Annotated in this window: 12 protein-coding genes; 7 read left to right on the forward strand and 5 right to left on the reverse strand. The window is 64.5% G+C overall.

The window, feature by feature from the left end; translation table 11 throughout:
- The 7 genes from AWB79_RS04465 to AWB79_RS04495 all read left to right on the forward strand — a co-directional run bounded on the left by AWB79_RS04465 (nucleotide 1) and on the right by AWB79_RS04495 (nucleotide 8,611).
- Nucleotides 1-1,578, forward strand: coding sequence for a vWA domain-containing protein (locus AWB79_RS04465; protein WP_061166177.1), 1,578 nt, complete (start codon nucleotides 1-3; stop codon nucleotides 1,576-1,578).
- Entirely contained in the window at nucleotides 1,575-2,900 is a 1,326-nt protein-coding gene (locus AWB79_RS04470; protein WP_061166178.1) for a BatD family protein, read from the forward strand. Before AWB79_RS04465 ends, AWB79_RS04470 begins: the two co-directional genes overlap by 4 nt.
- Nucleotides 2,901-2,938: 38 nt before the next feature.
- Complete coding sequence (locus AWB79_RS04475) at nucleotides 2,939-4,024, forward strand: linear amide C-N hydrolase (protein ID WP_061166179.1); 1,086 nt, start codon at nucleotides 2,939-2,941, stop codon at nucleotides 4,022-4,024.
- A 95-nt stretch (nucleotides 4,025-4,119) separates the two neighbouring features.
- A complete protein-coding gene (locus AWB79_RS04480) occupies nucleotides 4,120-4,827 on the forward strand; it encodes a DUF3348 domain-containing protein (protein ID WP_061166180.1) in 708 nt (235 codons plus the stop codon).
- 10 nt (nucleotides 4,828-4,837) lie between these two features.
- Nucleotides 4,838-7,390 (forward strand): DUF802 domain-containing protein, encoded by a 2,553-nt coding sequence (locus AWB79_RS04485; protein ID WP_061166181.1) that lies wholly within the window; start codon nucleotides 4,838-4,840, stop codon nucleotides 7,388-7,390.
- Nucleotides 7,387-8,034 (forward strand): OmpA family protein, encoded by a 648-nt coding sequence (locus tag AWB79_RS04490; protein WP_061166182.1) that lies wholly within the window; start codon nucleotides 7,387-7,389, stop codon nucleotides 8,032-8,034. The genes AWB79_RS04485 and AWB79_RS04490 overlap by 4 nt, the downstream gene beginning before the upstream one ends.
- The gene (locus AWB79_RS04495) at nucleotides 8,027-8,611 is read left to right on the forward strand and encodes a DUF2894 domain-containing protein (RefSeq protein ID WP_061166183.1); all 585 of its coding nucleotides are present in this window, start codon (nucleotides 8,027-8,029) and stop codon (nucleotides 8,609-8,611) included. The genes AWB79_RS04490 and AWB79_RS04495 overlap by 8 nt, the downstream gene beginning before the upstream one ends.
- Nucleotides 8,612-8,653: 42 nt before the next feature.
- On the opposite strand, the gene AWB79_RS04500 is transcribed toward AWB79_RS04495, so the two are convergent.
- The 5 genes from AWB79_RS04500 to AWB79_RS04520 all read right to left on the reverse strand — a co-directional run bounded on the left by AWB79_RS04500 (nucleotide 8,654) and on the right by AWB79_RS04520 (nucleotide 13,623).
- A complete protein-coding gene (locus AWB79_RS04500) occupies nucleotides 8,654-9,637 on the reverse strand; it encodes a transketolase family protein (protein ID WP_061166184.1) in 984 nt (327 codons plus the stop codon).
- Entirely contained in the window at nucleotides 9,634-10,476 is an 843-nt protein-coding gene (locus AWB79_RS04505; protein ID WP_061166185.1) for a transketolase, read from the reverse strand. Before AWB79_RS04505 ends, AWB79_RS04500 begins: the two co-directional genes overlap by 4 nt.
- Nucleotides 10,477-10,501: 25 nt before the next feature.
- The gene (locus AWB79_RS04510) at nucleotides 10,502-11,830 is read right to left on the reverse strand and encodes an MFS transporter (RefSeq protein ID WP_061166186.1); all 1,329 of its coding nucleotides are present in this window, start codon (nucleotides 11,828-11,830) and stop codon (nucleotides 10,502-10,504) included.
- Nucleotides 11,831-11,886: 56 nt separating this feature from the next.
- Complete coding sequence (locus AWB79_RS04515; protein WP_061166187.1) at nucleotides 11,887-12,636, reverse strand: SDR family NAD(P)-dependent oxidoreductase; 750 nt, start codon at nucleotides 12,634-12,636, stop codon at nucleotides 11,887-11,889.
- 93 nt (nucleotides 12,637-12,729) lie between these two features.
- Nucleotides 12,730-13,623 carry a LysR substrate-binding domain-containing protein gene (locus tag AWB79_RS04520; RefSeq protein ID WP_061166188.1) on the reverse strand — a complete coding sequence of 298 codons (894 nt, stop codon included), beginning with the start codon at nucleotides 13,621-13,623 and terminating at the stop codon, nucleotides 12,730-12,732.

Below are 13,623 nucleotides of genomic sequence, written 5' to 3' on the forward strand. Positions count from 1 at the left end.
ATGGCCATCGACCTCACGGCGTTTCACTTTTTGCGACCGCTGTGGCTGCTGCTGCTGATTCCCGCCGTGCTGCTGCCCTTCGTCTGGCTGCGTCGCAACGACGTGCGCGCGCGCTGGCGCAATCTCATCGCGCCGCGCTTGCTGGAGCATCTGATCGTCGGCGACGGCGCGCGTCGCGGCGTGCAGCCGGTGCATACGCTGGCCGCGCTGATCGCGCTCGGCGCCATCGCAATCGCGGGCCCGACGTGGCAGCAGGAACGCCCGCCGTTCGATCAGGACAAGGCGCCGCTCGTCGTGGTGCTGGAGCTCGCGCGTTCGATGGATGCCGCCGATATCGCGCCGACGCGCATCGAGCGCGCGAAGCAGAAGGTGCTCGATCTCGCGGCGGCGCGCAAGGGCGCGCGCACCGGGCTCGTCGTGTTCGCGGCGAGCGCGCATCTGGTCGTGCCGCCGACCGAAGACCCGGCCATGCTCGATCTCTACGTGCCCGCGCTCGCGCCCGAACTGATGCCGCGCGACGGCAAGAACGCGGCCGCGGGTCTCGAGATCGCGGAGCGCATGCTGGAGAAGGATGAAGCGGCGGGGACGATCGTCTTCGTGAGCGACGGCTTCGACGAAAGCCATGCCGATGAGTTCCTGCGCGTGGCGAAGGCGTCGAAGCATCAGTTGCTTTGGCTCGCGGTGGGCACGGAGAACGGCGGGCCGATACGCAAGCCGAACGGCGAACTCGCGATGGACGATGCGGGCCATCCGCTCACCGGCACCTTCGACGCCGCCGCGATTCAGAAGATCACGCGAGCCGCATCGATACCGCTCGCGAGCATGCGCGCCGATGACGACGATATCGAATGGGTGCGGCATCGCGCGCAGGTCTATCTCGAAGCGGAGCAGGAATCGAAGGTCGTGCCGCGCTGGAAGGAGACGGGCTACTGGCTGATCCTGCCGATTCTGCTGATCGCGTTGTATTGCTTCAGGCGCGGCTGGACGGTCAAATGGCTGCCTGTCCTGATCATTGCGCTTGCAGCCAGCGGCACGCCGAAGGAAGCGCATGCGGCGTCGTTCGAATGGCTCGACCTGTTCGCGACGCACGATCAGCAGGGACGCTTCAGCTTCGAACACGGCGATTACAAGCGTGCCGCGCAACGCTTCGACGATCCGATGTGGAAAGGCCGCGCGCAATATCTCGCGGGCGACTATGCGGATGCGCTCGAAACCTTCTCGCGTCTGGATACGGCGGATGCGTATTTCTACATCGGCAACACGCTCGCGCACTTGAAGGATTACGAGGGCGCGGTGAAGGCTTACGACAACGCCATCGCGCGCCGCGCAAATTTCACCGATGCGCTCGCCAATCGCGATCTCGCGCGGAAGCTCATCAAGGACGAAAACGAAGGCGACGAATCGACGACGCTCAAGCCCGATCAGATCGACATCGAAAAGAAGAAGGGCAAGGAAGGCAAGCAGGTGCTCGTGCAAGGACAGCGTCCGTCGGAAGACGCGTGGATGCGCAACCTGAACACGTCGCCGGCGGCTTTCCTGCATCAGCGCTTCGCCCAGGAAGCGGAAGGCGCGCCATGATGATGCGCCGCCTTCTCTCGATGCTGTGTCTGTGGCTCGCATGCGCGATCGCATGGGCCGACGACGCGCCGCGCACGATGCTGCGCGCGCATCTCGAACCTTCGGGTCCGGTGGTCGCGGGCAGCGCGGTGATGCTCGTGGTCGATGCGCTCACCACGACCTGGTTCACCGCCGCGCCCGACTGGCCGCTCTTCGAAATCCGCGATGCCTTCGTCACATTACCCGACGACAGCGCGCAGAACATGAACGAGACGATCGACGGCGTGCGCTGGTTCGGCGTGAGCCGCGCGTATCGGATCGTGCCGCGCACCTCGGGTTCGTTCGACGTGCCCGCGTTCACGATCACGCTGCATCCCGGCGGAATGGATACGCCCGTCGCGCAACAGACGCCGGCGCTAAAATTCCTCGCCACATTGCCGCCCGGTGCGGAAGGCATGACGTCGTTTTTCCCCGCGCCGAATCTCACGGCGACGCAGCGCATCGAGCCGCAGGACGGCAAGCTCGAAGTGGGCGGCACGATCACGCGCATGGTCACGCAGCGCGCCGAGGCGACCGAATCGATGCTGATCGCGCCGGTTCGGTTCGACGATATCGAGGGCTTGCGCCGCACGCCGAAGCAGCCCGCGACGCGCAATATCGCAAGCGACCGGACCGGTCTCGTCGCGGGCGAGCGCACGGATACGGTCACGTATGTCGTGAACCGGCGCGGCCATTACGAGTTGCCGCCGATCGATATCGAATGGTGGAACACGACGACGCAGCGGCGCGAAACCGTTCATCTGCCCGCCGTGCGTTTCATCGCGCGCGCGGCGCACGAAAAGCCGCTGTGGGAAATTCCCGCCGATGCGCTCGCCGGCGCCGCGCGTCATACGGTCATCTTCCTGAACGCGCGTGACATGGTGATTGCGTGCATCGCGTTGCTTGCAATCGTGGCCGGCGTCTGGTGCTATCCGCGCCTGCGCAGATGGCTCGAACGCCTGTCGCGCTGGTGGCGCGCGGAACGAAAGCGCCGGGCGGAAGGCGAGTTCGCCGCGTGGCGCGCATTGCGCCGCGCGGCCGACTCGGGCCTCATGCAGCGCGTGGCGCCGGCGCTGTATCGGTGGATGGACACGAATCCGCATATCGCGCATCCTGCGAAGCTCGACGACCTCGCACACGAGGAAGAACCCGCATTGCAGGAACTCGCGAGGGGCGTCGAGGCTCATTATCAAAAGCCCCAGGCCGACGACGCCCGGATGCGCGTGAAGCTTCATCGTCTGATGCCCTCGAAGCGCTCGCGTCATGCGAGAAAGCCCGCGTTGCCGCCGCTCAACGAAGGATGAGGCAGGATCTCGATCATCGACAAGAAAGGATTACGGCCATGAATCGCTTTACCCGGAGGCTCGCGTGCCTCGTCGCGCTCGCCCTGCTTTCCACGTCGCTGGCGCTGGCTTGCACGCGCGCGCTGTACGTCGGCGACAAGGGACTCGTCATCACGGGCCGCACGATGGACTGGTCCGAGGACATGCGCTCGAACCTTTGGGTGATGCCGGCGGGCATCGAGCGCGACGGCAACGCGGGACCGCGTTCGATCAAATGGAAGTCGAAGTATGGGAGCGTGGTGGTGTCGGGCTACGAGATCGGCACCGTGGACGGCATGAACGAACGCGGGCTCGTCGCCAACGCGCTGTATCTGGCCGAAACCGATTACGGGAAGCCCGACCCGAAGCGCGATCCGATGTCCATCAGCCTGTGGGCGCAATACGCGCTCGACAACTTCGCGACCGTCGGGCAAGCGGTCTACGTGCTGTCGCGCGAGCCGTTCCAGATCATCGCGCCGCCGCTGCCCAACGGCAAGCCGCTCACCATTCATCTTTCGCTTTCCGATGCGCGGGGCGATTCGGCCATCTTCGAGTATCTCAACGGCAAGCTCATCATCCATCAGAGCAAGAAGTACAAGGTGATGACCAACTCGCCCGTCTACGACGACCAGCTTGCGATCGATACCTACTGGAGGAGCGTCGGCGGCTCGGGCTTTTTGCCAGGCACGAATCGCGCGGCGGATCGCTTCGTGCGCACGTCCTTTCTGCTCGACGCCATTCCGAAAAAGGCCGATCCGAACTACATGGCGGGCGTGCCGCAGCAGTCGTATCCATTTCAGGCGGTGGCGAGCGTGATGAGCCTGATGCGATCGGTGAGCGTGCCGCTCGGGATCAGCACGCCCGAGCAGCCGAATCTTTCTTCGACGATATGGCGCACGGTGTCCGACCAGCAGAACCTGAACTACTACTTCGACTCCGCCACGCGGCCCGACACGTTCTGGGTGTCGATGAAGAAGCTGAACCTGAATCCGGGCGCGCCGGTGATGAAGCTGACCATCGATTCAGGGCAGGTTTATTCGGGCGAAGTGTCCGGAAGCTTCGTGGCGACGCCGCCGTTCGCATTCATGCCGGCGAAAGCGCCCTGACTCGGCCAGGAGGCGTGATTTTCACGGCGCTGTCATGAAACGGGGCGACGCTCTCGCCAGCACAGGTAAAATAGCGAGCTTTTGCCTCCCCTGACATCGTGCAAGGCCCCAAGCGCACGGCATTCAGCGGCCCGGCGCTCGTGCGCCTGCTGGCGCAGTTTGCCGATCTCGACGTTTTCGAACCCGCTCCGTCGCTCGCGGACCGGCTGAGCCAATGGCTCGGCTGGACCGACGCGATCGCGCTGTCCACCGCGCTCGCCTCCGATCCGCCCGCCGTCTCCGGCGCGCGATCCGCCGGACGCAGCATGGAACACATGGAGAAGGAGTGCGCGCGCGTGCGTGCGTCGCTCGGTGGCGCATTCGCGCGCGAGGAAGCGGCGGCGCGCCGCAGACATCGCGCGCCCGCGCAGCCGCTCGCGGATGAAGCGCCTGCCGATTACGCGGACTTTCGTCAGCGCTATCTGTCCCTGCAACAGGCGATGGACGCCGACATCGGCGCGCTGCGTGGCCGCCTGCGCGCGACGCTCGCCGCGACGTCGCCCGACATGGCGCGCCTCGCCGTGGTCGACGCCGTCATGGAGCAGGCGTTGAGCGCGCGCGAGCGCAGCCTGCTGGCCAACGTGCCCGTTTTGCTCGGCAAGCATTTCGAGCGCCTGCGCAGCGCGCACGCGACATCAGAAACGCCTGCGCCGAACGCGTGGCTCGACGTGTTCCGCCGCGACCAGCAAAGCGTGCTGCTCGCCGAACTGGACGTCCGTTTTCAACCGATCGAAGGCTTGCTCGCGGCTCTTCGCCTCCGCTAACTTGCTCGCTATGCCCCGAAATCTTCTGAACATTGTTGTCTTCGCGATTGGCCTCGCTGCGGTGTGCGGCATTGGCATCGCCTACGTGGCCTCGAATGCGCTCGCGTTCGCGGTCACGCTCGTGATCGCCGGATGCTATCTCGCGGGAGCCGCCGAACTGCGGCGCTATCAGCAGATCACCGAGACGCTGCAGCAGGCCGTCACGCAACTCGCGACCGCGCCGCGCAGTCTCGCATCGTGGCTCGATACCCTGCATCCGAGCCTGCGCAATGCGGTGCGCCTGCGCGTTGAAGGTGAACGGGCCGCGTTGCCCGGGCCCGCGCTCGCGCCTTATCTCGTCGGGCTTCTCGTGCTGCTCGGCATGCTCGGCACGCTGCTCGGCATGGTCGCGACCCTGCGCGGCACCGGCACCGCGTTGCAGAGCGCGTCGGACCTGACGGCGATTCGCGCATCGCTGGCGGCGCCCGTCACGGGACTTGGCTTCGCGTTCGGCACATCGATCGCGGGCGTCGCGACATCCGCGATGCTCGGACTCCTGTCCGCGCTGTGCCGCCGCGAACGGCTGCATGTCACGCAGCAACTCGACGCGAAGATCGCGACGACGCTGCGCGTGTTCACGCAGGCGCATCAGCGTGAGGAAACGTTCAAGCTGCTGCAATCGCAGACAGAGGTGATGCCGAAGCTCGTCGACCGCCTTCAATCGATGATGCTCGCAATCGAGCAGCAAAGCGCGGCGGCAAACGAGACGCAGATCGCGAATCAGGAGGCGTTTCATGCGAAGACGGAGACTGCCTATCGGCGGCTGGCTACATCGGTCGAACTGTCGCTGAAGCAGAGTGTGGCCGACAGCGCGCGTGCCGCGAGCGCCGCGCTGCAGCCGATCATGCAGACGACCATGGACGGCATCGCGCGCGAAGCGAGCGCGCTGCATGGCGGCGTGGAGCAGGCGGTCGCGCGTCAGCTCGAAGGATTGTCGAGCGGCTTCGAGGCGACGTCCGCGAAGGTCGCTGAAATCTGGGGCGAGTCGCTTGCGCAGCACGGCCGGTCGAATGCGGCACTCGTCGGCGAAATGGGCGTGTCGCTGGATCGGTTCGCGCAAAGCTTCGAGCAACGCGCGACGCATCTCGTCGAAGGCGTGTCGGCGCAGATGGATCGCGTGTCGAATGGTGTGGAGTCGTCGGTGGCGAAGCATTCGCAATCGAGCGATGCCCTTGTCGCGCGCATGGATGCATCGCTGGCGCGCTTTGCCGAAACGTTCGAGCAGCGCTCGCTGCATCTCGTCGAAGGCGTGTCGGCGCAGATGGACCGCGTGTCGACTGGTGTGGAGTCGTCGGTCGCGCAGCATGCGCAATCGAGCGATGCGCTCGTCGCGCGCATGGATGCGTCGCTGGTGCGCTTTGCCGAAACCTTCGAGCAGCGCTCGCTGCATCTCGTCGAAGGCGTGTCGGCGCAGATGGATCGCGTGTCGACTGGTGTGGAGTCGTCGGTGACGAAGCATGCGCAATCGAGCGATGCGCTCGTCGCGCGCATGGATGCGTCGATGGATCGCTTCGCGCAGACGTTCGACACGCGCTCGTCGAATCTCGTCGATGGCGTCGCCGCACGTCTTGAAGCCGCGACGGGCAAGCTGTCGCAAGCGTGGAACGAAGCGCTCGCGCAGCATGCGCGCGCGAACGAGCAGGCGGCGGAACGAAACCAGAACGCACTGAGTGTGGCCGCCGCGAGTTTCGAGCAGCATGCGGCATCGCTCGTGCAGGCTGTGGACCGCTCCCATGCGGACTTGCGCGTCGAACTGGCCGAACGCGGCGAAGCACGCCTCGCGGCATGGAGCGAAACGCTCGACGCGATGGCGGCGTCCTTGCGTGAACAATTGCAGACCACAAGCGAAGTGGCCGCGAGCCGTCAGAAGGAAATCTGCGACGCCCTCGCGCACACGGCAAGCGAGATGTCGGCTGAAGCCCGGGCGCACGCGGGTGCGACCATCGCGGAGATCGGGCAACTGGTGCAGGCCGCGTCCGAAGCGCCCAAGGCGGCGGCCGAAGTCGTCGCGGAAATGCGTCAGAAGCTCAGCGATTCCATGGTCCGCGATACCGCGATGCTCGACGAACGAAGCCGTCTGCTCGCGACGGTGGAAACCCTTCTGGATGCGGTCAATCTCGCATCGAACGAACAGCGCGCCGCGATCGACGCACTCGTCGACACCTCCGCGACGCTGCTCGAACGCGTCGGCGCGCAGTTCACCGGCACGGTCGAAAGCGAAGCGGGCAAACTCGGCGCGATGGCCGCGCAGGTCACGACCAGCGCCGTCGAAGTGGCGAGCCTGTCGGATGCGTTCGGCGCGGCCGTGCTGATGTTCGGCGAGTCGAACGACAAGCTCGTCGCGCATCTGGAACGCATCGAAAGCGCGCTCGACAAGTCGCTTGCCCGCAGCGATGAGCAGCTCGCGTATTACGTCGCGCAGGCGAAGGAAGTGATCGATCTGAGCATGCTGTCGCAGAAGCAGATCGTCGAGGACCTGCAGCATATCGCGGGTCAGCGCGTGGCCGGAGCCAGAGCGGCATGAACGAGGAAATCGACGGCGGCACGGAGCACGCCGCGCCGATCTGGGCCGCGTTCGCCGATCTTATGTCGGTGTTGCTCGGCGCGTTCGTGCTGATACTCGTCGGCGTGATCGGGGTGCAGTTGCAGCTCGAAAACAAGCTCGACGAAGAAGTGAAGCACCGGCAAATGGAAACGCAGCGCCGCAAGACGCTGGAGCAGGCACTGGCTGGGCCGCTCGCATCGGGGCGCGTGACGCTCGTGAACGGGCGCATCGGCATCAGCGGCAACGTGCTCTTCTCGCTCAACTCGGACCAGTTGCAGCCGCAAGGGCGCGATGTGCTGAAGAGTCTCGCCGGCCCGCTTTCCACGTATCTCGACGCGCATGAGGAAATCCTGATGGTCAGCGGCTTCGCCGACGATCAGCAGGTCCACGAAGGCAATCGGCGCTTCGCGGACAACTGGGAGCTGTCGGCGAAACGCGCGCTGACCGTGACGCGCGCGCTGATCGACGCGGGCGTGCCGTCGAAGTCGGTGTTCGCTGCGGCGTTCGGCTCGGAGCAGCCGGTCAGCTCCAACGCCGATGAAGTCGGGCGGGCGAAAAATCGCCGCGTCGAGATTTCCGCCGTGCCCCGTCCGACCAATGGTGCGGTGAAGGCGCATGACTGACGCGGCGCGCGCTCGCGCGAGGCTCGACGCATGGCGTGCGAATGGCGACGACCGCGCGAATCCAGTGAGTTTCCATCTGATCGATGGGCTGGAAAAGCGCACGTCCGCTTACGACGGCGAAGCGCGCCGCATGCTCGACGAACGTCTCGCGCAATTGCTCGATGCGTACGAGCGCGATATCGAGCTTGCCGCATCGAAGCGCGTCGTGGAAAAAAGCGCGCGCGGTCCGCTCGCCATGCTCGTCGAAGATATCGCGAAGGCTTCATCGGTGCATGAAGCAACACATGCGGAACTGCTCGAGTACTTTCGCGCGGTGTGGTCGAAAGTCAGCGCGGAGAAACAATTGCGCGATTCGTTTGCGCAAGTCCCGAAGAACGCCGGGCCGCTCAATTCGAGCAGTCTCGTGCATCGGTCGCTTTCGCTGATGCGCGAGGTTTCGCCGGAATATCTTCAGCAATTCCTAGCCTACATCGATGCGCTTTCGTGGATGGAAGAGCTGAGCGGTCCGGTCGTGACCGCCGCGAAGGACGCGCCCCGTGCGGCGGCCGCGAAGAAGGGCGGACGCGTCAGAAAATAAAGCAGCGCCGCGCGGCTCATCGAACCGCGCGGCATGCGGGCGTTACGCCAGCCAGCCCTTGATCTTAGTCGCCATCACGTTCGTCGAGATGCCGTATCGATCGTGCAGCGTGGGCAGCGCGCCCGCATCGAGGAACGCGTCGGGCAACGCGATCTGGCGATACGCGGGCGTGACGCCGGCGGTAAGCAGCGTCGTCGCGACCGCTTCGCCGAGGCCGCCGATCGTCGTATGGTTCTCGGCCACCACGACCAGTCGGCCCGAACGCTGCGCCTCGCGGATGATCGTTTCCGTATCGAGCGGCTTGATGGTCGGCACGTGCAGCACGGCGACATCGACGTTGTCGGCTTGCAGCGCCTTCGCGGTTTCCAGCGCGCGCATGGTCAGAATGCCCGACGAGATGATGAGCACGTCGCGCCCATCGCGCAGCAGTTTGGCCTTGCCCAGCTCGAACTTGTAGTCGTATTCGTCGAGCACGGCGGGTACGTTGCCGCGCAGCAGACGCGCATACACCGGACCCTTGTGCGCGGCGATGGCGGGCACCATCTGCTCGATGTCGAGCGCGTCGCACGGATCGATCACGGTCATGTTCGGCATGGCGCGCATCAGCGCGAGATCTTCCGCGGCCTGATGGCTCGGGCCGTAACCTGTCGTGAGTCCTGGCAGCGCGGCCACGATCTTCACATCGAGATTGTCTTCCGCGATGGTCTGGTGGATGAAGTCATAGGCGCGTCGCGTCGCGAACACCGCATACGTCGTCACGAAGGGTTGCGCGCCTTCGTGGGCGAAGCCCGCCGCGGCGCCCATCAGCAGTTGCTCGGCCATGCCCATCTGATAGTAACGCTCGGGAAATTCCTTCGCGAAGATATGCAGGTCCGTGTACTTGCCGAGATCGGCCGTCATGCCGATGACGTTCGACTTCGCGCGCGCCAGTTCGACCAGTGCGTGGCCGAAGGGCGCGGAACGCGTGAGCTGCCCTTCGCTTGCGATCGACGCGATCATCGCGGATGTTTTCAGACGCGTGCTCATGCTTGTCTCCCTGCTTCGAGTGCTTCGAGCGCCAGCTTCCACTCGTGTGGATCGACGCGGATGAAATGGTTCTTCTCGCGTTGTTCGAGGAACGGCACGCCACGGCCCATCTTCGTATCGCACACGATGATGCGGGGCTTCGCGTCCTTCAGATTGCGCGCGTTGTCGAAGGCCTGCTTCACTGCGTCGAGATCGTTGCCGTTCACGCGCTGCACATACCAGCCGAACGCTTCGAGCTTTTCGACGAGCGGTTCGAACGACATGATCTGCGTGGACGGGCCATCGGCCTGCTGATTGTTCACGTCGACCATCGCGATGAGGTTGTCGAGCTTCCAGTGCGCCGCCGACATGAGGCCTTCCCAGACCGAGCCTTCGTCGAGTTCGCCATCGGAGAAGAGCGTATAGACGAAGGATTTCGATCCTTTGCGCCTGAGGCCGAGACAGCGGCCCACGGCGATCGTGAGACCTTGACCGAGCGAGCCGCCGGACATCTCCATGCCGGGCGTGTAGCTGGCCATCCCGGACATGGGCAGACGGCTGTCGTCGCTGCCATAGGTTTCGAGTTCGTCTTGCGGCAGGATGCCGGCTTCGAACAGCGCGGCGTACAGCGCGATTGCGTAATGACCGTTCGAAAGCAGGAAGCGATCGCGTCCTTCCCATTCGGGATCTTCGGCGCGGTAGTTCATCGCGCCGAAGTAGGCGACGGCCAGCACATCGGCGATGTCGAGCGCCTGGCCGATATAGCCCTGGCCTTGCACTTCGCCCATCAGAAGCGCGTTGCGGCGGATACGGTAGGCGCGCTCGGCGAGCGTCACCTCCTCGATGACGGGAGTGCTCATGCGTTGTCTCCTTGAGTGATTGAATTCAGCGATTGACGGTCTTGGCGGGCACGAAGAACACGAGCACCGCGCCCAGCACGATCGCAATCGAAATGAAGAGCAGGCCGGCGGTCGCCTTGCCGGTGAGGTCGTTGAGCCAGCCGACGATGGCCGGCGAGAAGAAGCCTGCGAGATTGGCAAAGCAGTTGACCGCCGCGATGCCCGCTGCCGCCGACATGCCGCCTAGCACCGCCGTGGGCAGCGCCCAGAATTGCGACGACGAAGCGAGAATGCCGGCGGCCGCAATGCTCACGCAGATGATCGATGCGCCCACGCTGCCCAGCATCGGCAGGGTGGCGAAGCCGGCGGCGGACACGAGCATCGGAATCGCGAGATGCAGGCGGCGTTCGCGGCGCTTGTCCGCGCTCGCGCCGATCAGCGGCAAGGCGACGATCGCGCAGAGATACGGAATCGCGGTGAGGATGCCGACCCACAGCGGGTCCGCTACGCCGGTGCGACGTACGATGGTCGGCAGCCAGAACGTGAGGCCATACTGACCCATGACGACGCAGAAGTAGATCGCGGCCATGAGCCACAGGCGACGGTCGGCGATGAACGCGCGAATCGACACATGCTTGACGGTCTGCGCGTTGTCCTTTTCGACATTGCGCTTGAGCAGGGCCTTTTCTTCGTCGCTGAGCCATTTTGCGCCGGCGATGCCATTGTCGAGATAGAACAGGATCGCGACGCCCAGGAACAGCGAGGGAAGCGCTTCGAGCATGAAGAGCCACTTCCATCCGGCGAGCCCGTGCACGTCCTGGAACGCGTGCATGATGTAGCCGGACAGCGGTCCGCCGACTATGCCCGCGAGCGGAATCGCCATGAAGAACAGCGAGAGCGCTTTCGCGCGGCGCGCGGCGGGAAACCAGTACGTGAGATAAAGAATCACGCCGGGCGCGAAACCGGCCTCCGCGACGCCGAGCAGAAAGCGGAGGATATAGAAGACCGTCGGCGACTTGACGAACACGAAGCTCGCGGAGATCACGGCCCACGTGAGCATGATGCGAGCGAGCCAGTTGCGCGCACCCAGCTTGTGCAGGACCACGTTGCTGGGCACTTCGAAAAGGAAGTAGCCGAGAAAGAAAATGCCCGCGCCTATGCCATAGACGGTTTCGCTGAAGCGCAGGTCGTTGAGCATCTGCAACTTCGCGAAGCCTACGTTGACGCGATCGAGATACGCGCCCAGATAACACAGCATCAGAAAGGGAATGAGGCGACGTCCGACCTTGGCGTAAGTCTTTGCCTCGAAGCTGCCCGCATCCTCCGACGATGCGAATTCAGCCGTGACCGCCGATGTGGCAAGTTTGGATTTCATAGATGTCTCCAGCCATGTTTGGCGCCCTGGTTTTCCAGGTGCGCGGGCGCGTGCGATCAGTGAATCAGCATGCCGCCGTTCACGTCGAGCGTAACGCCCGTCAGGTACGAGGAAAGATCGCTTGCAAGGAACAGGCACGCATTGGCGATATCCGCTGCATCGCCGAGCCGGCCGAGCGGAATGCCCTTGATGATGTCCGTGCGCATCTCGGGCGTGAGCTTGTCGCCGGTGATGTCGGTCTGGATCAGGCCCGGCGTGATCGAGTTCACGCGGATGCGGTCCGCGCCGAACTCGCGCGCCATGGCTTTGGCGAGTCCGAGCACGCCCGCCTTCGCGGCGCTGTAGTGCGGCCCGCCGAAGATGCCGCCGCCGCGCTGTGCCGACACCGACGACATGCACACGATGCTGCCGCGCTGCTGCTTTTTCATCTGCGGAATCACGGCTTGCGACATGTACAGCGTGCCGCGCAGGTTCACGCCGATCACGGCGTCGAAGTTATCCGCGCCGATCTCCAGCGTCTTGATCGGCTGCGTGATGCCGGCGTTGTTGATGAGCGCGTCGATGCGTCCGTACTTCTCGATCGTCGCATTGGCGGCGGCGACGCACGCGGCCTTGTCGGTGACATCGCAGGCGAGGCCGAGATGGCCTTCGCCCAGATCGTTCGCGGCGCTTTGCGCGTCCGCTTCCTTCAGGTCCAGCACGACGATGCGCGCGCCCTGTGCCGCGAGCGCTTTAGCCGTTGCCTTGCCGATTCCGCGCGCCGAAGCCGCGCCCGTCACGATCACTACCTGGTTCTCGAGCAACATCGTTGTCTCCGTTGATTGTCTGGTGTAGGCGCAGTTTCTTCGCCTTCGACCTGACGATCAACGCAGTTCGGTTCAACTATTGCTGAGAAATTTTCAGCTATTGGCGTGACGCCCGACTTGCCGGTCCATCCACGCGAGAAACTTCGCCACGCGTGGCAATCCCGCGTTCTGGCTCGGGTAAACCAGATGATGCGCATCCACCTCGACCGCATATTCGCGGCCGAACACGGGCACGAGCGAGCCACGTTCGAGATGCCTCGAAGCGAGCATGGTGCTCTCGAGCGCAATCCCGTGACCCAGCGCGGCGGCTTCGAGGGACATGTACGAGCGATCGAACGAGAAGTCGAACGCCTTGCGCTTCACCGCGACGCCGAACTTGCCGAACCACTGCTGCCATTGCACGAGCGGAGACTCGGAGAGGATCAGGCGGCGCTCGAGCAGATCATCCGGCGATGAAACGGGAAAGCGCGCGAGATAGTCGCGCGATGCGAGCGGCGCGATGGTTTCGTGAGGCAAGGTTTTGACTTCGATATCGGTCCAGTGCGCGTAACCGTGACGCACGGCGATATCGTAGTAACCCGAGGTGAACGACACATCTTCGTACGAGCACGCGAGGTTCATCTGGATATCGCCGTTCGCTTCCTGGAACGCGGCAAGCCTCGGCAGCAGCCACATCAGCCCGAAGCTCGGGCTCGAATGAATCCGCAATATCTCGACCGATGTTTCGCTCGACGCCCGCTCGGTCGCGCGATTGAGTTCGGCGAGCGCACCGGTTACGTCGGAGAGATATTGCGTGCCTGTCGGCGTCAGCACGAGACCGCGCCCGAGCCGCGTGAAGAGCGGCCGGCCCACGATGCTTTCCAGATTCGCCAGTTGATGGCTGACGGCGGAAGGCGTGAGGCCGAGTTCGTCGGCGGCGCGGTTCACGCTCTTCGTGCGCGCGACGCTTTCGAACGCGATGATGGATTTCAGCGGAGGAAGGCGCAT

This window comes from Caballeronia hypogeia (genome assembly GCF_001544875.2).
GTDB lineage: Bacteria > Pseudomonadota > Gammaproteobacteria > Burkholderiales > Burkholderiaceae > Caballeronia > Caballeronia hypogeia.